Source organism: Kitasatospora sp. NPDC058184 (genome assembly GCF_042883725.1).
Classification (GTDB): domain Bacteria; phylum Actinomycetota; class Actinomycetes; order Streptomycetales; family Streptomycetaceae; genus Kitasatospora.
Genome location: NZ_JBHVVE010000004.1, coordinates 448,499 through 473,579 on the forward strand (window position 1 = coordinate 448,499; position 25,081 = coordinate 473,579).

General features: G+C 72.1%; 22 protein-coding genes and 1 riboswitch. Of the genes, 16 read left to right on the forward strand and 6 right to left on the reverse strand.

The features are described 5' to 3' along the window. The first annotated feature begins 74 nt into the window (after positions 1-74). Positions 75-713 (forward strand): NADPH-dependent FMN reductase, encoded by a 639-nt coding sequence (locus ACFVXH_RS10555; protein ID WP_387822122.1) that lies wholly within the window; start codon positions 75-77, stop codon positions 711-713. A 22-nt stretch (positions 714-735) separates the two neighbouring features. Next, a complete protein-coding gene (locus ACFVXH_RS10560; RefSeq protein ID WP_387822125.1) occupies positions 736-2,301 on the forward strand; it encodes an MDR family MFS transporter in 1,566 nt (521 codons plus the stop codon). A gap of 69 nt (positions 2,302-2,370) precedes the next feature. Here the strand turns inward: ACFVXH_RS10560 and ACFVXH_RS10565 are convergent, their stop codons facing one another. The 4 genes from ACFVXH_RS10565 to gcvT form a co-directional block, all read right to left on the reverse strand. After that, positions 2,371-3,738 (reverse strand): L-serine ammonia-lyase, encoded by a 1,368-nt coding sequence (locus ACFVXH_RS10565; RefSeq protein WP_074001486.1) that lies wholly within the window; start codon positions 3,736-3,738, stop codon positions 2,371-2,373. A gap of 161 nt (positions 3,739-3,899) precedes the next feature. Beyond that, positions 3,900-5,168, reverse strand: a complete 1,269-nt coding sequence (gene glyA / locus ACFVXH_RS10570) for a serine hydroxymethyltransferase (protein ID WP_049649095.1) — start codon at positions 5,166-5,168, stop codon at positions 3,900-3,902. Between the two features lie 80 nt (positions 5,169-5,248). After that, on the reverse strand, positions 5,249-5,629 hold the full coding sequence (gene gcvH / locus ACFVXH_RS10575; protein ID WP_049649096.1) for a glycine cleavage system protein GcvH: 381 nt from the start codon (positions 5,627-5,629) through the stop codon (positions 5,249-5,251). A gap of 99 nt (positions 5,630-5,728) precedes the next feature. Then, positions 5,729-6,850, reverse strand: coding sequence for a glycine cleavage system aminomethyltransferase GcvT (gcvT, locus tag ACFVXH_RS10580; protein ID WP_049649097.1), 1,122 nt, complete (start codon positions 6,848-6,850; stop codon positions 5,729-5,731). A 230-nt stretch (positions 6,851-7,080) separates the two neighbouring features. Then, positions 7,081-7,182, reverse strand: a riboswitch (glycine riboswitch). Positions 7,183-7,390: 208 nt separating this feature from the next. Here gcvT and ACFVXH_RS10585 point away from each other — a divergent pair. The 7 genes from ACFVXH_RS10585 to ACFVXH_RS10615 all read left to right on the forward strand — a co-directional run bounded on the left by ACFVXH_RS10585 (position 7,391) and on the right by ACFVXH_RS10615 (position 15,791). Next, complete coding sequence (locus ACFVXH_RS10585) at positions 7,391-8,194, forward strand: enhanced serine sensitivity protein SseB C-terminal domain-containing protein (RefSeq protein WP_117489618.1); 804 nt, start codon at positions 7,391-7,393, stop codon at positions 8,192-8,194. Positions 8,195-8,310: 116 nt separating this feature from the next. Further along, on the forward strand, positions 8,311-9,234 hold the full coding sequence (locus tag ACFVXH_RS10590; protein ID WP_079271895.1) for an enhanced serine sensitivity protein SseB C-terminal domain-containing protein: 924 nt from the start codon (positions 8,311-8,313) through the stop codon (positions 9,232-9,234). Positions 9,235-9,680: 446 nt separating this feature from the next. Then, entirely contained in the window at positions 9,681-10,667 is a 987-nt protein-coding gene (locus ACFVXH_RS10595; RefSeq protein WP_049649099.1) for an ABC transporter permease, read from the forward strand. An 86-nt stretch (positions 10,668-10,753) separates the two neighbouring features. Then, on the forward strand, positions 10,754-12,520 hold the full coding sequence (locus ACFVXH_RS10600) for an ABC transporter substrate-binding protein (protein ID WP_074001488.1): 1,767 nt from the start codon (positions 10,754-10,756) through the stop codon (positions 12,518-12,520). Between the two features lie 97 nt (positions 12,521-12,617). Beyond that, positions 12,618-13,628, forward strand: coding sequence for an ABC transporter permease (locus tag ACFVXH_RS10605; protein ID WP_049649101.1), 1,011 nt, complete (start codon positions 12,618-12,620; stop codon positions 13,626-13,628). Continuing rightward, entirely contained in the window at positions 13,625-14,692 is a 1,068-nt protein-coding gene (locus tag ACFVXH_RS10610) for an ABC transporter ATP-binding protein (protein WP_049649102.1), read from the forward strand. Before ACFVXH_RS10605 ends, ACFVXH_RS10610 begins: the two co-directional genes overlap by 4 nt. Before the next feature lie 34 nt (positions 14,693-14,726). Then, complete coding sequence (locus tag ACFVXH_RS10615; protein ID WP_049649103.1) at positions 14,727-15,791, forward strand: ABC transporter ATP-binding protein; 1,065 nt, start codon at positions 14,727-14,729, stop codon at positions 15,789-15,791. A gap of 89 nt (positions 15,792-15,880) precedes the next feature. Here ACFVXH_RS10615 and ACFVXH_RS10620 read toward each other — a convergent pair whose 3' ends face one another. Further along, the gene (locus ACFVXH_RS10620) at positions 15,881-17,236 is read right to left on the reverse strand and encodes an acyltransferase family protein (RefSeq protein WP_387822133.1); all 1,356 of its coding nucleotides are present in this window, start codon (positions 17,234-17,236) and stop codon (positions 15,881-15,883) included. A gap of 129 nt (positions 17,237-17,365) precedes the next feature. On the opposite strand from ACFVXH_RS10620, the gene ACFVXH_RS10625 reads away from it, so the two are divergent. Next, complete coding sequence (locus ACFVXH_RS10625) at positions 17,366-18,025, forward strand: trimeric intracellular cation channel family protein (protein WP_049660599.1); 660 nt, start codon at positions 17,366-17,368, stop codon at positions 18,023-18,025. On the opposite strand, the gene ACFVXH_RS10630 is transcribed toward ACFVXH_RS10625, so the two are convergent. Further along, on the reverse strand, positions 17,931-18,698 hold the full coding sequence (locus tag ACFVXH_RS10630) for an IclR family transcriptional regulator (protein WP_074001489.1): 768 nt from the start codon (positions 18,696-18,698) through the stop codon (positions 17,931-17,933). The two genes, ACFVXH_RS10625 and ACFVXH_RS10630, sit on opposite strands and share 95 nt — an antisense overlap. A 181-nt stretch (positions 18,699-18,879) precedes the next feature. On the opposite strand from ACFVXH_RS10630, the gene ACFVXH_RS10635 reads away from it, so the two are divergent. The 6 genes from ACFVXH_RS10635 to ACFVXH_RS10660 form a co-directional block, all read left to right on the forward strand. Then, complete coding sequence (locus ACFVXH_RS10635) at positions 18,880-20,061, forward strand: cysteine desulfurase family protein (protein ID WP_387822137.1); 1,182 nt, start codon at positions 18,880-18,882, stop codon at positions 20,059-20,061. Between the two features lie 88 nt (positions 20,062-20,149). After that, the gene (gene mnmA, locus ACFVXH_RS10640; RefSeq protein ID WP_049658857.1) at positions 20,150-21,286 is read left to right on the forward strand and encodes a tRNA 2-thiouridine(34) synthase MnmA; all 1,137 of its coding nucleotides are present in this window, start codon (positions 20,150-20,152) and stop codon (positions 21,284-21,286) included. Between the two features lie 116 nt (positions 21,287-21,402). Further along, positions 21,403-21,960: a Uma2 family endonuclease gene (locus tag ACFVXH_RS10645; RefSeq protein WP_387822141.1), complete on the forward strand. Its 558-nt coding sequence runs from the start codon at positions 21,403-21,405 to the stop codon at positions 21,958-21,960. A gap of 45 nt (positions 21,961-22,005) precedes the next feature. Continuing rightward, positions 22,006-22,530, forward strand: coding sequence for a TIGR00730 family Rossman fold protein (locus ACFVXH_RS10650; protein WP_074001491.1), 525 nt, complete (start codon positions 22,006-22,008; stop codon positions 22,528-22,530). 13 nt (positions 22,531-22,543) lie between these two features. Then, positions 22,544-23,233 (forward strand): SDR family oxidoreductase, encoded by a 690-nt coding sequence (locus ACFVXH_RS10655; protein ID WP_049658860.1) that lies wholly within the window; start codon positions 22,544-22,546, stop codon positions 23,231-23,233. Between the two features lie 173 nt (positions 23,234-23,406). Then, positions 23,407-25,081: right-handed parallel beta-helix repeat-containing protein (locus ACFVXH_RS10660; protein WP_380719654.1), on the forward strand; the 1,675-nt coding region annotated here is incomplete at its 3' end.

Below are 25,081 nucleotides of genomic sequence, written 5' to 3' on the forward strand. Positions count from 1 at the left end.
CGTACACGTCGATGTGTACGTTGTATTCGAGACGGATACGCCGTACACACCAGCCATCCCGGAGGGGGACTCCCATGTCCACGGAGCAGAAGTCCAGCGAGCAGAAGTCCAACGAGCGGACGTCCAACGAGCAGAACCTGAAGGTCGCCGTCCTCGTCGGCAGCACCCGCGACGGCCGCTTCGGCCCGGTGGTCGCCGACTGGCTGCTCGGCCACCTCGAAGCGCGCGGCGACCTGACCGCCGACCGGATCGACCTGGTGGAGACCCCGCTGCCCGTCACCTTCCCGTCCTTCGGCGGCGAGCTCTCCCCGGACGACGCCGCGCTGCTGGCCGCCGTGTCGCCCCGGCTGGAGGCGGCCGACGCCTTCGTGATCGTCACGCCCGAGTACAACCACAGCTTCCCGGCCCCGCTGAAGAACGCCATCGACTGGCACAACCGGCAGTGGCACGGCAAGCCGGTCGGCTTCGTCTCGTACGGCGGCCTGTCCGGCGGCCTGCGGGCGGTCGAGCAGCTGCGGGTGGTGATGGCCGAGCTGAACGCCGCCACGATCCGCAACACGGTCAGCTTCCACGGCGCCTCGCAGTGCTTCGACGCCGAGGGCAAGGCGATCGACCCGGCCGCCGACACCGCCGCCAAGACCATGCTCGACCAGCTCACCTGGTGGGCGCAGGCACTGCGGGACGCCCGCCGGGCCCGCCCGTTCGCGGCCTGAGCCGGGGAAGGGGGCGGACGGCATGGCCACGGAACAGAGCGGGGGCCAGAACAAGGAGCAGGCCGACGAGCGGCCCAAGCCGCCGCTGCTCGGCGTCGTCGGACTGATGCTCGGCATCTTCCTCTCGGCCCTCGACGGCCAGATCATCGGCACCGCGCTGCCGACCATCGTCGGCGACCTCGGCGGGCTGGAGCACCTCTCCTGGGCGGTCACCGCCTACCTGCTGACCTCCGCCGCCGCCACCCCGCTCTGGGGCCGGCTCGGCGACCTGTACGGGCGCAAGGGCGCCTACCAGTGGGCGGTGGTGGTGTTCCTGGCCGGCTCGGTGCTGGCCGGACTCGCCCAGGACATGGGGCAGTTGATCGCCTTCCGGGGCCTCCAGGGGATCGGCGCGGGCGGGTTGATGGTCGGCGCGCTCTCGGTGATCGGGGTGCTCGTCCCCGCCTCCGACCGGGCGCGGGTGCAGTCGGTGGTCGGCGTGCTGATGCCGATCGCCTTCGTCGGCGGACCGCTGCTCGGCGGCTTCCTCACCGAACGGCTGAGCTGGCGCTGGGCCTTCTACGTCAACCTGCCGGTCGGGCTGGTCGCGCTGCTCGCGGTCGGCGTCGGGGTACGGCTGCGGACGGAGCGGGTGCGCGCCCCGTTCGACTGGGCCGGGGTCGCCCTGCTGACCACCGGCATCCTCGCGCTCACCCTGGTGAGCAGCTGGGGCGGCACCGCCTACTCCTGGACCTCCCCGGTGCTCCTCGGCACGGCGCTCGTCGCGGTGGTCGCGCTGGGCTGGTTCGCCCGGACCGAACTGCGCGCCCCCGGGCCGCTGATCCCGCCCGCGCTGTTCCGCGACCGCAACTTCACGGTGGCGCAGGTGCTCGGCTTCCTCACCGGCGCGGTGATGATCGCCCTGGTCGGCTACCTGCCGCTCTACCTGCAGCTGGCCCGGGGCGCCTCGCCCACCGCCGGCGGGCTGCTCCTGCTGCCGCTGATGCTCGGCATGATGGGCACCCAGCTGGTGACGGCGCGGCTGATGGGCCGGCCCGGCGGCGAGCGGCGCTACCCGCTGCTGGGCGGCGCGGTCACCCTGGCCGGCGGCGCGCTGCTGCTGCTCCTGCGCACCGACACCCCGATCGCCGTGGCCTCGGCCCTCACGGCCGTCGCCGGGATCGGTCTCGGCCTGGTGATGCAGAGCACCCTGCTGACCTCGATGGGGGCGGTCCGGCCGCAGGACATGGGCGCGGCGATGGGCGTGGTCACGCTGCTGCGGAGCATCGGCGGCTCGCTCGGCATGGCGGCGCTCGGCGCGGTCTACACGGCGCGGCTCACCGACTCCCTCACGGAGCGCCTCGGGTCCGCCGAGGCCGGCCGGCTCACCGGCGGAGGGCTGACCCCGGCCTCCCTCGACGGGCTCCCGGCGGCCGTCCGCGACGCCGTCGGGGCGGCGGTCACCGGCGGCCTGCACGGCACGGTCGTGGGCGGGGTGCTGCTGGCGGCCGCGGCGACGGCCCTCGCCTGCCTGGTCCGCCCGCGGCAGGGAGCGGCCAGGGAGATCAAGCCGGCCGACACCCCCGCGAAGGCGGCCACGGCCGGGTGATCCGGAGCACGCGCAGGCCCCCGGGCGGAACGGGGGACCGCCCGGGGGCCTGCGGAAAAGCCGGTCAGCTCAGCACTCGATGACGTTCACGGCGAGCCCGCCGCGCGAGGTCTCCTTGTACTTGATCTTCATGTCGGCCCCGGTCTCCTTCATCGTCTTGATCGCCTTGTCCAGCGAGACGTGGTGCCGTCCGTCGCCGCGCAGCGCCATCCGGGCCGCGGTGACGGCCTTGACGGAGGCCATGCCGTTGCGCTCGATGCAGGGGATCTGGACCAGGCCGCCGACCGGGTCGCAGGTGAGGCCGAGGTTGTGCTCGATGCCGATCTCGGCGGCGTTCTCGACCTGCTCGGGGGTGCCGCCGAGGACCTCGGCGAGGCCGCCCGCGGCCATCGAGCAGGCGGAGCCGACCTCGCCCTGGCAGCCGACCTCGGCGCCGGAGATGGAGGCGTTCTCCTTGAAGAGCATGCCGATGGCGCCGGCGGCGAGCAGGAAGCGGACGATGCCGTCGTCGTCGGCGCCCGGGATGAAGTTCAGGTAGTAGTGCAGGACGGCCGGGATGATCCCGGCGGCGCCGTTGGTCGGCGCGGTGACGACCCGGCGGCCGGAGGCGTTCTCCTCGTTCACGGCCATCGCGTAGAGGGTCACCCACTCCATCGCGTTGGCCGGCCCGATGCCCTCGGCGCGCAGCGCGCGGGCACCCGAGGCGGCCCGGCGGCGGACCTTCAGCCCGCCCGGCAGGATGCCCTCGCGGGACATGCCGGCCCGCACGCACTCCTGCATCACGGACCAGATCTCCAGCAGACCGGTCCGGATCTCCTCCTCGCTGCGCCAGGCCTTCTCGTTCTCCAGCATCAGGCCGGAGATCGACAGCCCGGTCTCCCGGCTGAGCCGCAGCAGCTCGTCGCCGGTGCGGAAGGGGTACTTCAGCACGGTGTCGTCGGGCTTGACCCGGTCCGCGCCGATCGCGTCCTCGTCCACCACGAAGCCGCCGCCGACCGAGTAGTAGGTCTTCTCCAGCAGGGTCGAGCCGTCCGCCGCGTACGCCCACAGGGTCATCCCGTTGGCGTGGTACGGCAGCGAGCGGCGGCGGTGCAGGATCAGCTGGGTGTCCGGGTCGAAGTCGATCGGGTGCTCGCCGAGCAGGTTGATCCGCTTCTCGGCGAGGATCCGCTCGACGTCCTTGTCGGCCTGGTCGACGTCGACGGTGCGGGGCGAGGCGTTCTCCAGGCCGAGCAGGACGGCCTTCGGGGTGCCGTGGCCGTGGCCGGTGGCGCCGAGCGAGCCGTACAGCTCGGCCCGTACGCCCGTCACCCGGTCCAGCAGGTCCTCGGTGCGCAGTCGGCGGGCGAACATCCGGGCGGCGCGCATCGGGCCCACGGTGTGGGAGCTCGACGGGCCGATGCCGATGGAGAAGAGGTCGAAGACGCTGATGGCCACGGGGGACGTCCTTGTCTGGTCTCGTGGAAGGACTTGCGGGCAGGGAGGGGCCGACACGGGACGGGGCACCGCGCGCACTTCCAGTGTGCGCGGTGCCCCGGGGTGCCTGGTACGCCGGAGGGGTGAGGCCGGTCACCCCGCCCGAACGATCACCGGAGTGATCAGAGGTTCGGGTAGAGCGGGTACTTCGCGGCCAGGGCGGAGACCCGGGCCTTCAGCGCGTCGGCGACGGTCTCGTCGAAGGCGGGCTTGAGCGCCTCGGCGATGATGTCGGCGACCTCGCGGAAGTCCTCGGCCTGGAAGCCGCGGGTGGCCAGGGCCGGGGTGCCGATGCGCAGGCCCGAGGTGACCATCGGCGGGCGCGGGTCGTTCGGGATGGCGTTGCGGTTGACGGTGATGCCGACCTCGTGCAGCCGGTCCTCGGCCTGCTGGCCGTCGAGCTGGCTGTTGCGCAGGTCGACCAGGACCAGGTGGACGTCGGTGCCGCCGGAGAGCACGCTGGCGCCGGCCTCGGCCACGTCGGCCTGGAGCAGGCGCTCGGCGAGGATGCGGGCGCCGTCCAGGGTGCGCTGCTGGCGCTCCTTGAACTCCTCGGAGGCCGCGACCTTGAAGGCGACCGCCTTTCCGGCGATCACGTGCTCCAGCGGGCCGCCCTGCTGGCCGGGGAAGACCGCGGAGTTGATCTTCTTGGCGAACTCGGCCTTGGACAGGATGACGCCGCCGCGCGGGCCGCCCAGGGTCTTGTGGGTCGTGGTGGTGACCACGTCCGCGTAGGGCACCGGGTTCGGGTGCAGCCCGGCGGCCACCAGGCCGGCGAAGTGCGCCATGTCCACCATGAGCAGCGCGCCGACCTCGTCGGCGATCCGGCGGAACGCGGCGAAGTCGAGCTGGCGCGGGTAGGCGGACCAGCCGGCGATGATCAGCTTCGGCTGGTGCTCCTTGGCGAGGCGCTCGACCTCGGCCATGTCGACCTGGCCGGTCTTCTCGTCCACGTGGTACGCGGCCACGTTGTAGAGCTTGCCGGAGAAGTTGATCTTCATGCCGTGGGTCAGGTGACCGCCGTGGGCCAGGCTCAGGCCCAGGATGGTGTCGCCCGGCTGGATCAGCGCGAACATCGCGGCGGCGTTGGCCTGCGCGCCGGAGTGCGGCTGGACGTTGGCGTGCTCGGCCCCGAACAGGGCCTTGATGCGGTCGATCGCGATCTGCTCGACCACGTCGACGTGCTCGCAGCCACCGTAGTAGCGGCGGCCGGGGTAGCCCTCCGCGTACTTGTTGGTGAGCACCGAGCCCTGGGCCTCCATGACCGCCACCGGGGCGAAGTTCTCGGAGGCGATCATCTCCAGGGTGGTCTGCTGGCGGTGCAGCTCGGCGTCGACCGCGGCGGCGATCTCCGGGTCGAGGGCGTGCAGGGACTGGTTGAGAACAGTCATGGTGTGGTCTTCCCGGGAGGAGGAGGGAAAGGGGCCAGGGCGGGACGGACCGCGGTGCGGCGGCCCGTCCCGTCGGGGGCTCAGCCCTGGGGGTTGGTGAGCGCGTCGTACTCGTCGGCGCTGAGCAGCTCGTCGGTGGCCTCGACGCGCACCTTGAACAGCCAGCCGCCCTCGAAGGGGTCGCTGTTGACGAGGGCGTTGTTGTCCAGGACGTCCGGGTTGACCTCGGTGACCTCGCCGGTCACCGGGGAGAACAGGTCGCTGACCGACTTGGTGGACTCCAGCTCGCCACAGGTCTCGCCGGCGGTCACGGTCTCGCCGACCTCGGGCAGCTGCACGTAGACGATGTCACCGAGCGCGTCCGCGGCGTGCTTGGTGATACCGATCGTGGAGACACCGTCCACGGCGGCCGTCAGCCACTCGTGCTCCTTGGTGTACTGAAGGTGCTGGGGGTTGCTCATGGCGTCATTCTCCAGGATGGGAAGCGGGTACGACGAAGCGGGCCGCCGCGCGGACGGCTGCGACGTGCGCGTATGGGAAAACGGGGGGCGTGCGAGGGGTCAGCGGGCGCGCTTGTAGAACGGCAGCGCCACGACCCTGACGGGCTCGTGCTTGCCGCGCACGTCCACCGCGACGGTGGTGCCGGGGGCGGCGTGGGCGGCGTCGACGTAGGCCATCGCGATCGGCTGCCCCAGGGTCGGGGACGGCGCGCCGGAGGTGATCCGGCCGATCGGCTCGCCCTCGGTGGAGACCACGGTGTACTCGGCGCGCGGCACCCGCTTGCCGTCGGAGACCAGGCCGACCAGCACCTTCGGCGGGTTGGTCTCGGCCGCGGCGGCGGCCGCCTCCAGGGCCTTGCGGCCGACGAAGGCGCCCTCGTTGGTGGTCTTGTCGAAGCGGACGACCCGGCCCAGGCCGGCGTCGAACGGGGTCAGGTCGGTGGACAGCTCGTGCCCGTACAGCGGCATGCCGGCCTCCAGGCGCAGCGTGTCGCGGCAGGACAGGCCGCAGGGGACCAGGCCGCGGTCCGCGCCGGCGGCGGTCAGCGCCTGCCAGACCGGCTCGGCGTCGGCCGGGTGGCAGAAGATCTCGAAGCCGTCCTCGCCGGTGTAGCCAGTGCGGGCGAGCAGCACCTCGCGGTCGGCCACGAAGGCCGGGAGGATCGCGTAGTACTTCAGGCCGGGCAGGTCGGCGTCGGTGGTGTCGGCCAGGATGCCGGTGGCCTCCGGGCCCTGGACGGCGATCAGCGCGTAGGTGTCGCGGTCGTCGGTGACGACGGCGTCGAAGCCCTTGGCACGGGCGATCAGCTCGTCGAGGACCAGCTGGGCGTTGGAGGCGTTGGCGACGACCAGGAAGGCGTCCTCGCGCAGGCGGTAGACGATCAGGTCGTCCAGGATGCCGCCGTCCTCGGCGCAGATCATGGTGTAGCGGGCGCGCAGCTCGCCCAGCGCGGAGACGAAGCCGACCAGGGCGTGGTCCAGCATCTCGCCGGCCTGCGGGCCGGTGACGGTGATCTCGCCCATGTGCGAGAGGTCGAACAGGCCGGCCTTGGTGCGGACGGCGAGGTGCTCCTCGCGCTCGCTGCCGTAGCGCAGCGGCATGTCCCAGCCGGCGAAGTCGGTCATGGTCGCGCCGAGGGCGCGGTGCAGCGCGTCGAGCGCGGTCAGGCGGAGGGACGACATGGCCAGGAACTCCTCGGTCGGGGCACTCAGGGGTGCACGCACCGGACCGGACCCGCTGGGGGGCCGACCCTGCGCGCGGGCATGCGGCGGCGTGGGTCTCCCCATCTGTCGTCGAACCTGAGAGCTTCACCGCCCCGCCGCCCGCAGCCGTTTCCAGCTTGGGGGACAGCATGACGGCTTGCACCGTGGGTGGGCGCACGACAGGGCCGGGCGCCGCTTTCCAGATGTGCCTAACCCGTGCGGTAGGGGTGCCTGAGAGATTCCGGGGAGGACTTGCTCCTTCGGCGCCGGCTGTGCCTGAGCGGCACTCCGGGCTCTCCCGCGCGGGTTCGAGCGGCCGGTATGGAGTTGTGGGGGCCCGCGGCGCATGCCGTCGGACGGGCACATCATGGCACGTCCCGGACGACGAGGGGAGGGGGGACCCGGTCACACCGCGCGGGACCCGAACACGAGTCCTGACCACACCCCCGCACGCCTCTAGACTGCTGCGCGTCGGTGCGGCAGTGGGCGGCCGACGGCAGAGGGCGGAATCGGCGGCGCATGGGGTACCCGGTGGAGCAGCAGCAGGGGTGGGGCGGACCGGAGGAGGCGCCGGCGGGCGGCTCCTGGCCGGCCAACGAACTGGAGCAGGTGCTGACCGCGGCCCTGGGCGACCCGGGCGCGACCCCACGGGTGTTCGAGGTGCTGGCGCGCAGCCAGGTGTGGGTGCCGCTGCCGGCCGGGGCCGACCCGCAGGGCCAGGCGCTCGACCTGCCGACCATCGAGCTGGGCGGCGACCCGTACGTGCCGGTGTTCTCCTCGCAGGAGGTGTTCCTCCAGCAGGCGCCGGGGATGGCCTTCGCGATCGCGCCGGTGTGGGAGTTCGCCCGCGGGCTGCCGCTGGGCCTGGGCATCGCGGTGAACCCGGACGCGCCGGTGGGCCTCCCGGTGCCGCCGCAGGGGGTCGCCGAGCTGCGCCGCGGCCCGCGCGAGGACCGCTGGGAGCAGGCCGAGGGCGCCGCGGAGCCGACCGGCGGCCGGGTGGCGCTGCGCGAGCCGGTGCCGGGCGAGGACCCGGAGCACTTCCTGGCCGCCTGCCGGAGCGAACTGTCGGCGCTGCCCGGTGTGTTGACCGCCCGCAGGGCGCTGGCCAGCATCGAGGGCGAACCGACCGTGATGTTCGTGGGCGTCCAGTTGGACCCGGCGGCCCCGGCCGACCCGGCCGCGGTGAACGAGGCACTCGGGCGAGCGCTGGGAACCGCGCCGCTGCCCGGGGGCGTCCACCTCGTACTGCTCGACCTCGCCGACGACCCGGTGGTCGAGTGGCTGCTCACCCGGGTACTGCCTTTCCACACGCGGGCGTGAGCGGGTCCGGATCAGAGGCACGTCGCCGTGGCGGTGGCCGGTGCCGCGCCATAGGGTGCGTGCAGACGGCCGACGGGTCGGCGGGTTGAGGGAAAGAGGCGCGGCGAGGTGGGCGCATGAGTGCGGGAACGGGAGCGGGCGGTGTGCCGGGGCCCTGGGGCCAGGCACCGGCCGGGCGCCCGGGAGCTGATCCCGGCGCGTTGGAGCGCGCCCTGCGCGACGTCGCGCCGGAGCGCTACGACGCGTACGAGCGGCTGCTGCACGCGCTGGCGGACGGCCGGGTCTGGATGCTGCTGTGGCACGGTACGCCGGGCAGCCCGGACGCGCAGTACGGGAATATGGAGATCAGCGGCCACGGCTACGCGCCGGCCGTCACCTCGCCCGAGCAGCTGACCGCCTCCGGCTGGGCGCGGGCCCACGAGGTCGTCTCCGGCCGGGAGATCGCGGCCTCGCTGTACCGCACCCGCTGGGGCCTGTGGCTCAACCCGCACGCCCCCGGCGGCGGCGTCGGCGTGCCCTGGGCGGACCTGCGCCGGGTCGCCGCGGGCCTGGACCGGCTGCCGGCCGGGCCGTTGAAGCTCAGCGAGCCGCAGTTGAACGCCCAGCCGTTCTTCGCGCTGCTGGAGCGGCAGGCCGCCGAGGTGCGCGCGGTCCGGGCGCTGCGCCGGGCCTGGGTGCAGCCCGCGGTGGGGGAGCCGTACCTGGCCATCGGCCTTGACCTCTACGAGAGTTCGCCGCCGGCGGTGGAGGCGGTGCGGGCGCTGATGCAGCGCGCGATCGCGGTGGCCCCGGAGGGGCTTGCGGTGTCCACGGTGGCGATGTCGGACGAGTACGACCCGGTGGCGCTGTGGATGCGCGCCAACGCGCGGCCGTTCTTCGACCGGGAGGCGGGCCGCCCGCCGACCGGCCCGTACCCGCCGGTGCCCCCGCCGCCGTACCCCGGGCAGTCGATGCCGGGCTACGCGTACGGCACCCAGCCGCCGGCGCAGGGCTGGCAGCAGCAGCCGCAGCGGCCGTGGCCCGGCTACCCCGGGCGCTGAATCCCAAAACCCATTCTCCGAAGCCGACTTGATTGTCCGTCAAGTCGGCTTCGATGCTTTCCGGACGAATTTCCGGATGTGCGGCCCGGTCATCTTGACATGGCAGTTACAGCCATGTGAAGAGGTATATGCCGAAGATCGGGGAGGTGCATGCACGCAGATCACAGTTGGGCATCTGTCGGTTGTCAGGGCTGGCGCAAGCCAGTTCGGATGGCAGAGAGTTCTGCGCAACGCACCGCGCGTGCTGGAACCCCACAAAGGTGAGCGCGCACGCCGACAAGCCCGTCCACGCGACGCCCATCCCGCGTGGTGGCAGTGCCTGTGCACGACGCACTGCCGTCAACACCCGCTCCTCCTAAGCACCTCCGCACGTCCGCAGCCGCACCGCCGAAGACGGCGACCGGCACCCGTGGGCCGGCCACCGTCGGCGAGGGGACCAACTGACCATGACATCCGTGACCACCGCCGGGAACGAGCCGGAGGCAGCAGCCGCCGCCGGCCCGGCCAAGAAGATCGAGGGCCGCTCCCTCGGCCAGATCGCCTGGACCCGCTTCAAGCGGGACAAGGCCGCCGTCGCCGGCGGCGTCGTGGTGATCCTGCTGATCATGCTCGCCGTGCTGGCCAAGCCGATCGAGTCGATGTTCGGGCTCGACCCGGACGCCCTCCACCAGGACCTGCTGGACGCCGACCTCGGCGGCCTGCCGTTCGGCGACTGGGGCGGCATGAGCCTCGAACACCCGCTCGGCATCGACCCGCTGCAGGGCCGTGACCTGCTCACCCGCGTCATCGAGGGCTCCTGGGTCTCCCTGCTGGTCGCCTTCGGCGCGACCCTGCTGTCCAACACCATCGGCACCGTGCTCGGCATCATGGCCGGCTACTACGGCGGCTGGGTGGACACCGTGATCAGCCGGGTGATGGACGTCTTCCTGGCCTTCCCGCTGCTGCTCTTCGCCATCGCGATCTCGACCTCGCTCCAGGGCGGAGCCTTCGGCCTGCACGGCCTGCCGCTGCACATGCTGGTGCTGATCTTCGTGATCGGCTTCTTCAACTGGCCCTACATGGGCCGGATCGTGCGCGGCCAGACGCTCTCGCTGCGCGAGCGGGAGTTCGTCCACGCGGCCCGCAGCCTCGGCGCCCGCGGCCCGTTCATCCTGTTCAAGGAGCTGCTGCCCAACCTGGTCGGTCCGATCCTGGTCTACTCGACCCTGCTGATCCCGACCAACATCCTCTTCGAGGCGGGGCTGAGCTTCCTCGGCGTCGGCATCCAGCCGCCGCAGGCCTCCTGGGGCGGGATGCTCCAGGACGCGATCCGGTACTACCAGGTGGACCCCCAGTACATGGTGGTCCCCGGTCTGGCGATCTTCGTCACCGTGCTCGCCTTCAACCTGCTCGGCGACGGTCTTCGCGACGCCCTCGATCCCAAGAGCAACTGATCCCGCCGCACATGACCACGCATCATGTGATGCGCCGTCAAGGCTCTCCTTCACCGCCTCCCATCCCCAAGGGGTTGATCTCACCCATGCGTAGGTCCCGTACCGTCGCCCTGACCGCGGCCGCAGCCGCCGCCGTCCTGGTCGTGACCGGTTGCACCAGCTCGTCGAAGGACACCGGTTCCGCCTCGTCCTCCGGCACCGGAGGCGGCTCCGGCGCCAACGCCGCCACCAAGGGCATCGTCAACGCCTCGGACAAGAAGGGCGGGACGGTCACCTACGAGATGAAGGGCACCCCGGACTCGCTCGACCCGGGCAACACGTACTACGCGTACATCTACAACTTCTCGCGCCTGTACGCCCGCTCGCTGACCACCTTCAACCCGGCGCCGGGCGACGAGGGCAACAAGCTCGTCCCCGACCTCGCCGAGTCGATGGGCCAGGTCAGCGCGGACGGCCTGACCTGGACGTACAAGCTGCGCAAGGGCCTGAAGTACGACGACGGCACCCCGATCTCCTCGAAGGACGTCAAGTACGCCGTCGAGCGCTCGAACTACGCGCTGGACGTGAACTCCAACGGCCCGGTCTACTTCCGCGAGCACCTGGTGGACAACGCCACGCCGTACGCCGGCCCGTACAAGGACAAGGAGGGCGGCCTCGACTCGATCGAGACGCCCGACGACACCACGATCGTCTTCCACCTGAAGCAGCCCTTCGCCGACTTCGACTACCTGGTCAGCGCCCCGCAGACCGCGCCGGTCCCGCAGGCCAAGGACACCGGCTCGGAGTACGTGAAGAAGATCGTCTCCTCGGGCTCCTACAAGTTCGAGTCCTACGAGGACGGCAAGCAGGCCGTCCTGGTCCCGAACACCAACTGGGACGCGAGCACCGACCCGATCCGCAAGCAGCTCGCGGACAAGATCGTGCTCCGGATGAACATCGACCAGTCCACCATCGACAAGGACCTGCTGGCCGGCAACGCCCAGGTCGACCTGGTGGGCGGCGGCGTCGACCCGCAGACCCAGGCGCAGATCCTCCAGAACCAGAAGCTGAAGGCCAGCACCGACAACGCCTACGGCGGCCGCCTGGTCTACATGGCGATCAACTCCAAGCTCGCGCCGTTCGACAACATCGAGTGCCGCAAGGCCGTGCAGTACGCGGTCGACAAGGTCTCGGTGCAGACCGCCCTCGGCGGCCCGATCCGCGGCCAGATCGCCAACACGGTGCTCCCGCCGGACATCCCGGGCCACCAGGACTTCAACACGTACGAGACCAAGGACAACAAGGGCGACGAGGCCAAGGCCAAGGAGGCCCTGAAGGCCTGCGGCAAGGAGGGCGGCATCAACACCGTCCTCTCCGCCCGCACCGAGCGCGCCACCGAGGTCGCCGCGGCCACCTCGATCCAGGCCGCGCTGAAGAAGGTCGGCATCAACGCCGAGATCCAGCAGTACCCGCAGGGCAAGTACCTCCAGGACAGCGCCGGCTCCCCGCAGTTCGCGGCCGAGCACAACATCGGCCTGATGATGATGCAGTGGGGCGCCGACTGGCCGACCGGCTACGGCTTCCTCCAGCAGATCGTCGACGGCCGCACCATCAAGCCGTCCGGCAACAACAACCTGGCCCAGCTGGACAACCCCGCGGTCAACAAGCTGCTCGACGACGCCGCGATCAACCCCGACAAGACGGCCCGCGAGAAGATCTACGGCGACGTCGACAAGAAGGTCATGGACCAGGCGGTCTACGTCCCGCTGACCTACTTCAAGGTCTTCCTGTACCGCCCGGACAACGCCACCAACGTGGTCTCCACCTCGGCGTTCTCGGGCGAGTACGACTACCTGAACATCGGCGTCAAGTAAGAGCCTGGCTCCGCATCCCTGAAGGCAGGTGAAGGCAGCGGCGCCCGCCGCCGTCCGGAAGATCCCGGACGGCGGCGGCCGCCGGAGCCGCCCAACTGTGTTTGCCTACATCATCCGCAGGATCTTCGCGGCGGCGATTTTGCTGCTGGTCGTCAGCGCGGTCACCTTCGCGATCTTCTTCCTGCTCCCGCGCCTCGCGGGCGAGACGGCCGACCAACTGGCCGCCCAGTACATCGGGAAGAACCCGTCGCCGGACGCGATCGCGGCGGTCAAGCAGAACCTCGGCCTCGACCAGCCGCTGTACACCCAGTACTGGAACTTCCTGAAGGGGCTGGTCAGCGGCGCCGAGTACCACTTCGGACCGGAACCGGCCACCTGTCACGTGCCCTGCTTCGGCTACTCCTTCAAGAACCACCTGGAGGTCTGGCCCGAGCTGACCAAGCGGATCCCGATCACCATCTCGCTCGCCGCCGGTGCGGCCGTGCTCTGGCTGGTCTCCGGCGTCGCCACCGGCGTCGTCTCCGCCCTGAAGCCGCGCTCGATCTTCGACCGGCTCTCCATGGGCGTCGCGCTCGCCGGCGTCTCGCTGCCGGTCTTCTTCACCGGCGCGCTGCTGCTCACGCTGTTCAGCTACGAGTGGCCGATCCTGGACAACCTGCACTACGTCGACTTCACCGACGACCCGCTGATGTGGGCCCGCAACCTGATCCTGCCGTGGATCTCGCTGGCCTTCCTCTACTCCGCGCTCTACGCCCGGCTCACCCGCGCCGGGATGCTGGAGACCATGAGCGAGGACTACATCCGCACCGCCCGGGCCAAGGGCCTGGTCGAGCGCAAGGTCGTCGCCCGGCACGGGCTGCGCGCCGCGCTCACCCCGATCGTCACGATCTTCGGCATGGACCTCGGGCTGCTGCTCGGCGGCGCGCTGATCACCGAGCAGGTCTTCTCGCTCCAGGGCGTCGGCCAGTTCGCCGTCCAGGCGATCTCCGACAACGACCTGCCCAAGATCCTCGGCGTCACCCTGCTCGCCGCCTTCTTCATCGTCGCCTGCAACCTCGTGGTCGACCTCCTGTACGCCCTCGTCGACCCCCGGGTGAGGCTCTCGTGACCGACCTCCAGAAGGACCCGGCGGCCGCGCCCGCCCCGGCCGGCGACCCCTTCCTCTCCGTGCGCGACCTGCGGATCCACTTCGACACCGACGACGGCCTGGTCCGCTCGGTGGACGGGGTCAGCTTCGACCTGCACAAGGGACGCACCCTCGGCATCGTCGGCGAGTCCGGCTCCGGCAAGTCCGTCACCTCGCTCGGCATCATGGGCCTGCACCGCTCCAAGCGGGCCCGGATCAGCGGCGAGATCCGGCTGAACGGCGAGGACCTGATCGCGGCCGGCCCGGACCGGGTGCGCCAACTGCGCGGCCGCGAACTGGCGATGATCTTCCAGGACCCGCTGACCGCGATGCACCCCTACTACACGGTGGGGCAGCAGATCGTCGAGGCCTACCGGGTGCACCACCCCCAGGCCACCAAGAAGCAGGCCCGGACCCGCGCGGTCGAGATGCTCGACCGGGTCGGCATCCCGCAGCCGGACCGCCGGGTCGACGACTACCCGCACCAGTTCTCCGGCGGCATGCGCCAGCGCGCCATGATCGCCATGGCGCTGGTCAACGACCCCTCGCTGCTGATCGCCGACGAGCCCACCACCGCCCTGGACGTCACCGTCCAGGCGCAGATCCTGGACCTCATCCGCGACCTCCAGGAGGAGTTCGGCTCCGCGGTCATCATCATCACCCACGACCTCGGGGTGGTCGCCGAACTGGCCGACGACATCCTGGTCATGTACGGCGGCAAGTGCGTCGAGCGCGGCCCGGCCGAAACCCTCTTCGACGCGCCCGAACACCCGTACACCTGGGGCCTGCTGGGTTCGATGCCGCGACTGGACCGGGAACTCCAGGACCGGCTGGTGCCGGTCAAGGGCACCCCGCCCAGCCTGATCAACGTGCCGTCCGGCTGCGCCTTCCACCCGCGCTGCCCGTACGCCGCCCTGACCGACGGGCGCTCCACGAGCGAGGTCCCGGCACTGGCCGAGGCCGTGCCCGGGCACTTCGCGGCCTGCCACCTGGCGGCCGGCGAGCGGCACCGCATCTTCGCCGAAGAGATCGCGCCCCGGCTGTGAGCCCGGCCTCGTACCACCTTTCTGGAGAGAACCGATGACGGACACTCAGGCGGCTCCGACCCCGCGGTCGGCACCCGCCCCCGGCCGTGAGCCGCTGCTGAAGGTGGCCGGCCTGACCCGGCACTTCCCGATCCGCGGCGGGCTGCTGCGGCGCCAGACCGGCGCGGTGCGGGCCGTCGACGGCATCGACTTCACCGTCAACGCCGGCGAGACGCTGGGCGTCGTGGGCGAGTCCGGCTGCGGCAAGTCGACCATGGGCCGACTGGTCACCCGGCTCGACGAACCGACCGGCGGGACCATCGAGTTCGAGGGCACCGACATCAGCCACCTGAGCGTCGGGGCGATGCGGCCGCTGCGCCGCGACATCCAGATGATCTTCCAGGACCCGTACTCCTCGCTGAACCCCCGGCACACCGTCGGCACCATCGTCGGCGCGCCGTTCCGGCTCCAGAACGCGGTGCCCGAGGGCGGCCTCAAGAAGGCCGTCCAGGAGCTGCTGGAGCTGTGCGGGCTCAGCCCCGAGCACTACAACCGCTACCCGCACGAGTTCTCCGGCGGCCAGCGCCAGCGCATCGGCATCGCCCGGGCGCTCGCGCTGAAGCCGAAGATGATCATCGCGGACGAGCCGGTCTCCGCCCTGGACGTGTCGATCCAGGCGCAGGTGGTCAACCTGCTGGACGACCTCCAGCAGGAGCTCGGGCTGACCTACCTGATCATCGCGCACGACCTCTCGGTGGTCCGGCACGTCTCGGACCGGGTCGCGGTGATGTACCTCGGCAAGATCGTGGAGATCGCCGACCGGGACTCGCTCTACCGCAGCCCGATGCACCCGTACACCAACGCGCTGATGTCCGCCGTGCCCGTCCCGGACCCGCGCCGCCGCCAGCGCGCGGGCCGCGACCGGATCCTGCTCAAGGGCGACGTCCCCTCGCCGATCAACCCGCCCAGCGGCTGCCGCTTCCGCACCCGGTGCTGGAAGGCGCAGGACGTGTGCGCGAGCCAGGAGCCGCCGCTGGCGGTGCTCGAGACCGGGCACCAGGTGGCGTGCCACTTCCCCGAGAACGCTCCGGGGAACGCTCCGGCCGACGCCAAGGCCTGAGGTCCCCGCACGGACGCGAGAGGCCGCCCGCCCCGGACCCCCGGGGCGGGCGGCCTCTTCGGTGTCCGCGTCCCAGGCGTCCGGGCGCCTCAGACGCCCGCGGCCGGCACCGGTCCGGGCTTCGGCGCCGGTTCGCGCGGGCCCGGGGCGGGGGCCGGGAAGCGGCGGTCCAGCGCCCGGACCACCCGGCGGCCGAGGCGCTGGAACGGGATCTCGACCAGCCGGTACGACAGGCAGGAGAGCGCCACGAGCGCCCCCAGGTAGCCGAGGGTGAGCGCGGCCTGCCCCGTCGGCCCGACGATCGGCGGGTAGCCCTGGAGCCTCCAGCCGACGAAGTACATCAGCGGCCCGTGCAGCAGGTAGACCGAGAAGCTGATCGTGCCGAGCCCGCTCAGCCAGCGCGGGAAGCGGCGGCGGCGCAGCAGCATGGCCGCCGCGAACAGGGCCCAGGCGGCCAGGTAGGCGAGGGAGAAGGACTGCCACGAAGGGGTCCAGGTGTGCCAGAGCGCGGTGTCCCGGTTGTACAGGTAGCCGACCGTGACGCCGGCGACGACCACGAAGGCGCAGCAGAGCAGGGCCGGGAGCCGGTCGAGCAGGCCGTGCTCCAGCCGGTACAGCACGGTGCCGGCGAACATCGTCGCGAAGATCAGCATGGTCTCGAAGCCGGTGCTCCGGTTGTTCACCGTGATCAGGACCAGGCCCAGGCCGCCGAGCAGCAGCGCGCCCCAACGGGTCAGGTCCGGACGGGCGGTGGCGATGCACGCCATCGCCATCAGCACCACGATCCCGGCCACCGCCACCAGGTGCCTGGTGGCCGGCAGGTCCACCGAGATCCCGCCGATCGGCAGCCAGGTGCCGAGCACCAGGGCGACGGACGCGAAGCCGACCGCGATCGGCGCGCTGTTCCGGTGCCACCCCCGGACGAACAGCGCGCACACGAAGTAGTAGAAGACCATCTCGTAGGTGAGCGACCACATCACGCCGATGGCGCTGGGCACCCCCACCAGGTCCTGGAGCAGCAGGCCGTTGGCGGCGAGCGACAGCACCGGGTGGTCGAAGGGGAAGCTCTGGACGATCTGGCCGCCGCGGGGCAGCACCAGCAGGCTCACCACGATCGTGACGGCCACCGCGGGGTAGATGCGGAAGAGCCGTCCGGTCCAGAACGCCCGGACGTCGCCGCGCCGTTCCAGCGACGCCGGGATGATGTACCCGCTGACCAGGAAGAACAGCATCACGCCGAAGAAGCCGAGGTCCAGCTGGCGCGGCACCCGCTCCGCGTGGGGGATCTTGCCGAGCAGTCCGAAGTGGTGCATGGCGACGGCGAGGGCGGCGACGCCGCGCAGCGCGTCGAGCCAGCCGAGCCTGGCGGAGGCGGGCGGTTCCGGCGGCGACTTCGACGGTTCCGGCGGTGACGCCGGGGCCGACCTGGGCTTCACGAGCTTCACAGGCGGAGGCTAGCCGAGCCGCTCCGGCCGGACGGCGCGCAAGCCGTCCGGCACCCTTCCGGCGGTGCGTTCGCATCCGGAGAACGGACGTTCACCGGCACATCCGTGCACATCGGGTACACATGGACGGTGACATCCCAGCTCTTCCCGACCGACGTCCAGCAGTCGCTGGACCTCGTCGGCATCTTCGTCTTCGCCCTCTCCGGGGGCCTGCTCGCCGTCCGCAAGAACATGGACATCTTCGGCATCTGTGTGCTGGCGGAGGTCACCGCCCTCGGCGGCGGCGTGATGCGCGACCTGGTGATCGGCGCGACGCCGGTCGCCGCGTTCACCAACCTCGGCTACTTCGTGACCCCGCTGGGCGCCGCCCTGGTGGTGTTCTTCCTGCACCCGGAGGTCGAGCGGATCAACCGGGCGGTGCAGACCCTGGACGCCCTCGGGCTCGGGCTGTTCTGCGTGACCGGCACCGCCAAGGCCCACGACTTCGGACTCGGCGCCGTCGCCGCGATCGCGCTCGGCATGGTGACCGCGGCCGGCGGCGGCGTGATCCGCGACATACTCGCCGGGGAGATCCCCTCGCTGCTGCGCTGGGACCGGGAGATCTACGCCGTCCCGGCCCTGGTCGGCGCCACCGTCGTCGCCCTGCTGATCGCCACCGACCGGCTCACCGGCGTGACCGGCACCGCCGCCGCGCTCACCGCCTTCGGGCTGCGGATGCTCGCCCTGAAGTACGGCTGGCGTGCCCCGCGGGCCTGGCACCGCAACGGTTCTCGCACCAGCGAGGAGTAGGCGAGCCGCCGTACGCGAGCGAGATCGCCTCGGCCGTGCAGAGCAGTTCCGGCACCATCCTGGCCAGTTCGGCCGGTGGAACCTCGCTCGCCGGGGCGCTCAGCGCGCAGGCCGCGACCGTCCGCCCGCCGCTGCCCGCGACCGGCGCGGCCACGCAGGTCACCGGCTCCCGGTGCTCGCGCGACTCGGCCGCCCAGCCCCGGCGGCGCACCGCCGCCAGCTCGGGCTCCGCGCGGGCGTCGTCCGCGGACAGCCCGGCGAGCAGCACCCGGCCGACCGCCGTCCCGTCGACCGGGGCCCGGCGCCCGATCCGGGACGGCTCCGCGCCCGGCGGCCCGGCCACCTCGTCCAGGTAGAGCACCTCGCCGTCGTGCAGCACGGCGAGCCGGACGGTGTAGCCGCAGCGGGCGTTGAGCGCGGCCAGGTACGGCGCGGCGACCTGCCGGACGTCGAAGTCCTCCAGCGCGCGGTGGGCCAGCGAGAGCACCCGGCCGCCGATCCGGTAGCGCAGGTCCGGCTGGCGGCGGGCGAAGCCGTGCTCCTCCAGGGTGCGCAGCAGCCGCAGGGCGGTGGACTTGTGCACCCCGAGGCTGCTGGCGGCCTGCTCCAGCGAGAGCGGTGCGTCGCCGAGCGCGTCGAGCAGGGTCAGCGCGCGGTCGACCGACTGCGACATGGCGTTCCCCGTGGATCCGGCTGACTGGTGGCGTCAGGCTAACCGCTGGGTGGCTCAGTGGTACAAACCAGTACCGGACGCGGCCGTCCGGCCGTGGTGCGTCCGGCCCGTGCGGGCGGTGGCTGGATCGGTGCCCCGGGCCGGAACCCCGCCCCGTGCGGCGCTCTACAATCGGATGGTTATGCCATACCTGGACCATGCGGCGACCACGCCGATGCTGCCCGAGGCGATCGCCGCGATGACGGCGCACCTGGGGGTGGTCGGCAACGCCTCGGCCCTGCACGCGGCCGGCCGCCGGGCCCGCCGGGTGGTCGAGGAGTCCCGGGAGTCGCTGGCCGAGTCGCTGGGCGCCCGCCCCAGCGAGATCGTGCTCACCGGCGGCGGCACCGAGTCCGACAACCTCGCGGTCAAGGGCCTGTACTGGGCCCGCCGGGACGCAGACCCGGCCCGCACCCGGGTGCTGTGCAGCCCGGTCGAGCACCACGCGGTGCTGGACGCGGTGCACTGGCTCTCCGAGCACGAGGGCGCCGCCGTCGAGTACCTGCCGGTCGACGAGCACGGCCGGGTGCACCCCGAGGCACTGCGGTCCGCGATCGAACGCGACCCGGCGTCGGTGGCGCTGGTCACCGTGATGTGGGCCAACAACGAGGTCGGCACCGTCCAGCCGGTCCGCGAACTGACCGCCGTGGCGGCCGAGTACGGCATCCCCGTGCACGCAGACGCGGTGCAGGCGCTCGGTCAGGTCCCGGTCTCCTTCGCCGAATCCGGCCTCACCGCGCTCACCGTCACCGGACACAAGATCGGCGGCCCGTTCGGCATCGGCGCGCTGCTGCTCTCCCGGGGCGCCGCGCCCGTACCGCTGCTGCACGGCGGCGGGCAGGAGCGCGACGTGCGCTCCGGCACCCTGGACGCCCCCGGCGCGGCCGGCTTCGCGGCCGCCGCCGCGATCGCCGTCGAACTGCGGGCCGAGCACACCGTCACGCTGGGCGCGCTGCGGGACGAACTGGTGGCCTCGGTGCTGGACGCCGTCCCCGACGCGATCCTCAACGGCGACCCGTCCGCGGCCGGGCGGCTGCCCGCCAACGCGCACTTCTCCTTCCCCGGCTGCGAGGGCGACGCCCTGCTGATGCTGCTGGACGCCCAGGGCATCGAGTGCTCGACCGGCTCCGCCTGCTCCGCCGGGGTGCCGCAACCCAGCCACGTGCTGCTCGCGATGGGCGTCGACCCGCTGCTGGCCCGCGCGTCGCTGCGGTTCTCGCTCGGCCACACCTCGGTGCGGGAGGACGTGACGGCGCTGGCGGCGGCCATCGGGCCGGCGGTGCAGCGGGCGCGCAACGCCGGGCTGGCCTCCGTCCGGCGCTGATCCCGGCCGTGCGGCGCCGTTCCCGGCCGTCCGGCGCTGATCCCGTCTTCCGGGAACAGCCGGGCCACCCCGTACCCTTGTTGCCATCATGACTGACTTCCCGGGTGCCCCGACCACTCCGTCCACCGGCCGTCTGCGCGTGCTCGCGGCGATGTCCGGCGGAGTCGACTCCGCCGTCGCCGCCGCCCGCGCCGTCGAAGCCGGACACGAGGTGACCGGCGTCCACCTGGCGCTGTCCAGCAACCCGCAGTCCTTCCGGACCGGCGCGCGCGGCTGCTGCACCATCGAGGACTCCCGGGACGCCTGGCGGGCGGCCGACGTGATCGGCATCCCCTTCTACGTCTGGGACCTCGCCGAACGCTTCCGCGAGGACGTCATCGACGACTTCGTCGCCGAGTACGCGGCCGGGCGCACGCCCAACCCGTGCCTGCGCTGCAACGAGAAGATCAAGTTCGCGGCGCTGCTGGACAAGGCCGTCGCCCTCGGCTTCGACGCCGTCTGCACCGGCCACTACGCCCGGATCGTCGACCTGCCCTCCGGCGCGCGCGAACTGCACCGGGCCGTCGACTCCGCCAAGGACCAGTCCTACGTCCTCGGCGTCCTCGACGCCGACCAGCTCGCCCACTCGCTCTTCCCGCTCGGTGACACCACCAAGGAGGAGATCCGGGCCGAGGCCGAGCGCCGCGGCCTGGCCGTCGCCAAGAAGCCCGACAGCCACGACATCTGCTTCATCGCCGACGGCGACACCCAGGGCTTCCTCGCCAAGCACCTCGGCACCGCGCCCGGCGACATCCTCGACGCCGACGGCACCAAGCTCGGCGAGCACGACGGCGCGTACGGCTTCACCATCGGCCAGCGCAAGGGCCTGCGGATCGGCCGCCCGGCCGCCGACGGCAAGCCGCGCTACGTCCTGGACATCTCCCCGGTGAACAACACCGTGACGGTCGGCCCGGTCGAGGGCCTCGACGTCACCGGGCTGACCGCCATCCGCCCCCGCTGGTGCGGCACCGAGCCCCTCGCCGACGGGCGCTACACCGCCCAGCTCCGCGCCCACGGCGAGGAGGTGCCGGTGAGCGCCTCGGTCGTCGACGGCGAACTGCGGGTGCGGCTGGACACCCCGGTGCGCGGCATCGCCCCCGGCCAGGCCGTGGTCCTCTACGACGGCACCCGCGTCGTCGGCTCCGCCACCATCGCCACCACCGAGCGCCCGGCCGTCACCGCCTGAGCGGCAGCGGCCGGCGGCCGGGCCTCCTGTCCACGCAGAGGCCCGGCTGGATCCCGGTGTCGGCAGGCCGACCGGCAGCGGGTGAGATGTCGGCCCGGTCGGCCATAGTGGACGGCATGACCTTCTACGAGCAGCACCGCGAGTTCATCGAGGAGCTGGAGCGGATCACCCCGGAAGGCGTCCGGATCGAATGGTCCGGAGACACGCTGATCATGCAGGCGTCGCCGTCCAACATCCATCAGCTCAACGTGGCCCAGGTGCGCAGGCAGTTCGAGCAGCACGCTCCTGACGGCTACCTTCCCAGCGAGCGGAGCGAGATCGTCAGCCCGGACGTCTCCAAGGGGCGTGAGCCGGACCTGACCTACCTCCCCCTCGACGTCCTCTCCCAGCCGGGTAACAAAGCCCCTGCCGCCGAAGCCCTGATCGCCGTGGAGATCGTCTCGCCGTCCAACCCGGGCAACGACTGGATGGACAAGCTGCACGACTACGCCGAGATGCGCATCCCGCTGTACCTGATCGTGGACCCGCGCCAGCAGACGGTGACGCTGTTCTCCGAGCCGAACCACGACCGCTACCACACCCGCAGCGACCGGAAGTTCGGCGACGCGATCACCATCCCGGAGCCCTTCGGCTTCAGCCTGAGCCTGTCGAAGCTCGTGCCGTACACCGAGTAATGGCGGTGAGCGGTGGGCAGGGGGCGTGATAGACCAGACGACACTATGAATATCTCTGTCTTCTGCTCCGCGTACTCGCTCGACGACCGCTACTCCGCCCCCGCCGCCGAGTTCGCCCGGCTCCTGGGGGAGGGCGGGCACACCCTGGTGTGGGGCGGCTCGAACGCCGGGCTGATGGGGCTGCTCGCCGACGAGGTGAAGGCGGCCGGCGGCCGACTGGTCGGCGTGATGGTCGAGATGCTGCGGCACAAGGCGTACGTCGGCGCCGACGAGCTGGTGTGGACCGCCGACCTCCCCGAGCGGAAGGCGGAGCTGGCGGCCCGGGCCGACGCGATCGTCGTCCTGGTGGGCGGGCTGGGCACCCTGGACGAGGTGACCGAGGTGCTGGAGCTCAAGAAGCACGGGATGTTCGACAAGCCGGTGGTCGTGCTGGACACCGAGGGCTTCTACTCCGGCCTGCGCACCCAGATGGAGCGGATGGACGCCGAGGGCTTCCTGCCGCGCCCGCTCGCCGAGCTGATCACCTTCGCGGACACCCCCGCCGAGGTCTTCGCCCAGCTCAAGGCCTGAGAGGATCGGGTCCATGGCTGCACATCTGATCACCGGCGCCGGCTCCGGCATCGGCGCCGTCCTCGCCGAGCGACTCGCCGAGCGCGGGGACGAGCTCTGGCTGCTCGCCCGCGACGCCCGCCGGGCCGCCGAGCTGCGCGAGCGCTTCCCCGGGGCCCGCACCCTCGTCGGGGACCTCGGCGACCCGGGCAAGCTCTCCTGGGCCTTCGGCCACCAGCAGCTGCCCGTCGAGCTCGACTCCCTCCTGCACGTCGCGGGCGTCGTCGAGCTCGGCCCGGTCGGCGACCTGACCCCCAAGGCCTGGCAGGAGACGCTCAACGTCAACCTCGTCGCCCCCGCCGAGCTGACCCGCCTCCTGCTGCCGTCGATCCGGCTGGTCAAGGGCCACGTGCTCTTCGTGAACTCCGGCGCCGGCCTGAACGCCCACGCCGAGTGGTCGGCGTACGCGGCCAGCAAGCACGGCCTCAAGGCGCTCGCCGACGCGCTGCGCCACGAGGAGCACGCCAACGGCGTCCGGGTCACCTCCGTCTACCCCGGCCGCACCGCCACCGCGATGCAGGTCAAGGTGCACCAGCAGGAGGGCAAGGAGTACGACGCCGACCGCTGGATCGAGCCGGAGTCCGTCGCCAAGGCGGTCCTCGCCGCCCTCGACGCCTCCCGCGACGCGGAGATCACCGACATCACCGTCCGCCCGGGGCGCTGACGCGCCGCGCGGGACACCGGCGACGGCCGACGCCCCGCGCGCCCACCGGAGTTCGGGAAAAATCTCCTGGTACCGACCGAACAGCCCGTGGAAGGATGTCCGCGCCCTTCCCCGGGATGTCCGGCGGCGAGGGTTGCCTAGCGATCTGAGATCGCTGTGACCAGGGGGGATTCGTGTCCAGAGTCCGATCCGCGCTGACCGTCGGCGCGCTGCTCGTAGGGACGGTCGGTCTGCCGGCCGTCGGTGCGAGCAGCGCGGCTGCGGCAGGCGGCACGCTCTACGTCAACAACGCCGCGGGTGCGCACTGCACCGACAGCGGCAGCGGCGCCCAGTCGGCGCCGTTCTGCCACGTCGCGGCCGCCGCGGCGGTCGTCCAGCCGGGGCAGACCGTCGAGATCGCGGCCGGGTCCTACGTCGACACCGCGGTGACCGTGACCCGCTCCGGCACCGCCGACGCCCCGATCACCTTCCGCAGCCAGGCCCAGCAGTACTCGCCGGGCGGCGTCGCCTCGCTCAGCGGCGGGGCGCCGAACCACCCGGACAGCGCCATCGTGGTCAAGGGCGCCGACCACCTGCGCTTCGAGAACCTGACGGTGCTGAGCAACCAGCGTCCGGCCGTCGTGGTCGACGGCGGGCACGACGTCTCCTTCACCAACATCGCGGCCTCGGGCGGCGGCGTCCGGATCACCGACGCCTCCGACAAGGTCACCTGGGCCCGCGGCGACTTCAGCTACGCGCCCGGCCCGCTGCTCCAGGTCGACGGCGGCTCCACCGGGACCGTCCTGACCACCAACGTGGTCCAGGCCAACTACGTGTCCGACATGACCGGGATCCTGGTCAAGGACGCGCCGAACACCGTCGTGGTGGCCAACACCGTCACCTCGTCCTGCTTCGCCGGGATCGTGCTGGACGGCGGCTCGACCGGCGCGGTGGTCGAGAACAACGTGGTGAACACCGCGAAGAACCAGAGCGCGGCCTGCGCCACCCCGGCCGCCGCCACCGGGATCACCGTCGGGGCGAACGCCACCGCGGGCACCAAGGTCGACTACAACCTGATCGACCCGCGCAGCGGCGGCGCGCCCTACAGCTGGGCCGGCGCCGCCTTCGGCACCCAGGACCAGCTCACCGCGAACAGCGGCCAGGGCGTGCACGACTTCGTCGCCCTGACCTACGTGCCGAAGGGCCCGGACGCCCCGGTCGACCACCGGATCGACTCGGCGGACGAGACCGCCCCGGGCATGCTGCCGACCGACCGCGGCGGCCAGGCCCCGGTGGACGACCCGACGGTCGCCAACACCGGTACGGGCAGCGGCTTCCGCGACCGCGGTGCCTACGAGATGCTCGACATCGGCAGCGCCTTCACCCCGGCCGGTCCGACCCGGCTGCTGGACACCCGTCAGCCGATCGGCGTGCCGGCGGCGCAGGCCGTGGCGGCGGACGGCACCGTCGACCTCCAGGTGGCCGGTGTCGCGGGCGTTCCGGTGGAGGGCGTGACGGCCGTGACGATGAACGTGACGGTCACCGATCCGCAGGTCGACGGCTGGTTGACCGTCTACCCGCACGGTGCCGCGGTGCCGAACACCTCCAACCTCAACTGGCCAGCCGGGCGTACGGTTTCGAACCTGGTGACGGTGCCGGTGGTGGACGGCAAGGTGTCCTTCCACAACGCCTCCGGCGGCACGGTGCACCTGGTCGCCGACCTGGCGGGCTACTACGGCCCGAAGGGTTCGCTGTTCCATGCCCAGGGTCCGGCCCGGCTGCTGGACACCCGTCAGCCGATCGGCGTGCCGGCGGCGCAGGCCGTGGCGGCGGACGGCACCGTCGACCTCCAGGTGGCCGGTGTCGCGG

What these genes read in the sequence shown, in the direction of transcription:
- ACFVXH_RS10555 (WP_387822122.1), top strand. Translation starts at nt 75, where the DNA reads ATGTCCACGGAGCAGAAGTCCAGCGAGCAGAAGTCCAACGAGCGGACG.
- ACFVXH_RS10560 (WP_387822125.1), top strand. Translation starts at nt 736, where the DNA reads ATGGCCACGGAACAGAGCGGGGGCCAGAACAAGGAGCAGGCCGACGAG.
- glyA (WP_049649095.1), bottom strand. Translation starts at nt 5,168, where the DNA reads ATGACTGTTCTCAACCAGTCCCTGCACGCCCTCGACCCGGAGATCGCC.
- gcvH (WP_049649096.1), bottom strand. Translation starts at nt 5,629, where the DNA reads ATGAGCAACCCCCAGCACCTTCAGTACACCAAGGAGCACGAGTGGCTG.
- gcvT (WP_049649097.1), bottom strand. Translation starts at nt 6,850, where the DNA reads ATGTCGTCCCTCCGCCTGACCGCGCTCGACGCGCTGCACCGCGCCCTC.
- ACFVXH_RS10585 (WP_117489618.1), top strand. Translation starts at nt 7,391, where the DNA reads ATGGGGTACCCGGTGGAGCAGCAGCAGGGGTGGGGCGGACCGGAGGAG.
- ACFVXH_RS10590 (WP_079271895.1), top strand. Translation starts at nt 8,311, where the DNA reads ATGAGTGCGGGAACGGGAGCGGGCGGTGTGCCGGGGCCCTGGGGCCAG.
- ACFVXH_RS10595 (WP_049649099.1), top strand. Translation starts at nt 9,681, where the DNA reads ATGACATCCGTGACCACCGCCGGGAACGAGCCGGAGGCAGCAGCCGCC.
- ACFVXH_RS10600 (WP_074001488.1), top strand. Translation starts at nt 10,754, where the DNA reads ATGCGTAGGTCCCGTACCGTCGCCCTGACCGCGGCCGCAGCCGCCGCC.
- ACFVXH_RS10615 (WP_049649103.1), top strand. Translation starts at nt 14,727, where the DNA reads ATGACGGACACTCAGGCGGCTCCGACCCCGCGGTCGGCACCCGCCCCC.
- ACFVXH_RS10630 (WP_074001489.1), bottom strand. Translation starts at nt 18,698, where the DNA reads ATGTCGCAGTCGGTCGACCGCGCGCTGACCCTGCTCGACGCGCTCGGC.
- ACFVXH_RS10635 (WP_387822137.1), top strand. Translation starts at nt 18,880, where the DNA reads ATGCCATACCTGGACCATGCGGCGACCACGCCGATGCTGCCCGAGGCG.
- mnmA (WP_049658857.1), top strand. Translation starts at nt 20,150, where the DNA reads ATGACTGACTTCCCGGGTGCCCCGACCACTCCGTCCACCGGCCGTCTG.
- ACFVXH_RS10645 (WP_387822141.1), top strand. Translation starts at nt 21,403, where the DNA reads ATGACCTTCTACGAGCAGCACCGCGAGTTCATCGAGGAGCTGGAGCGG.
- ACFVXH_RS10650 (WP_074001491.1), top strand. Translation starts at nt 22,006, where the DNA reads ATGAATATCTCTGTCTTCTGCTCCGCGTACTCGCTCGACGACCGCTAC.
- ACFVXH_RS10655 (WP_049658860.1), top strand. Translation starts at nt 22,544, where the DNA reads ATGGCTGCACATCTGATCACCGGCGCCGGCTCCGGCATCGGCGCCGTC.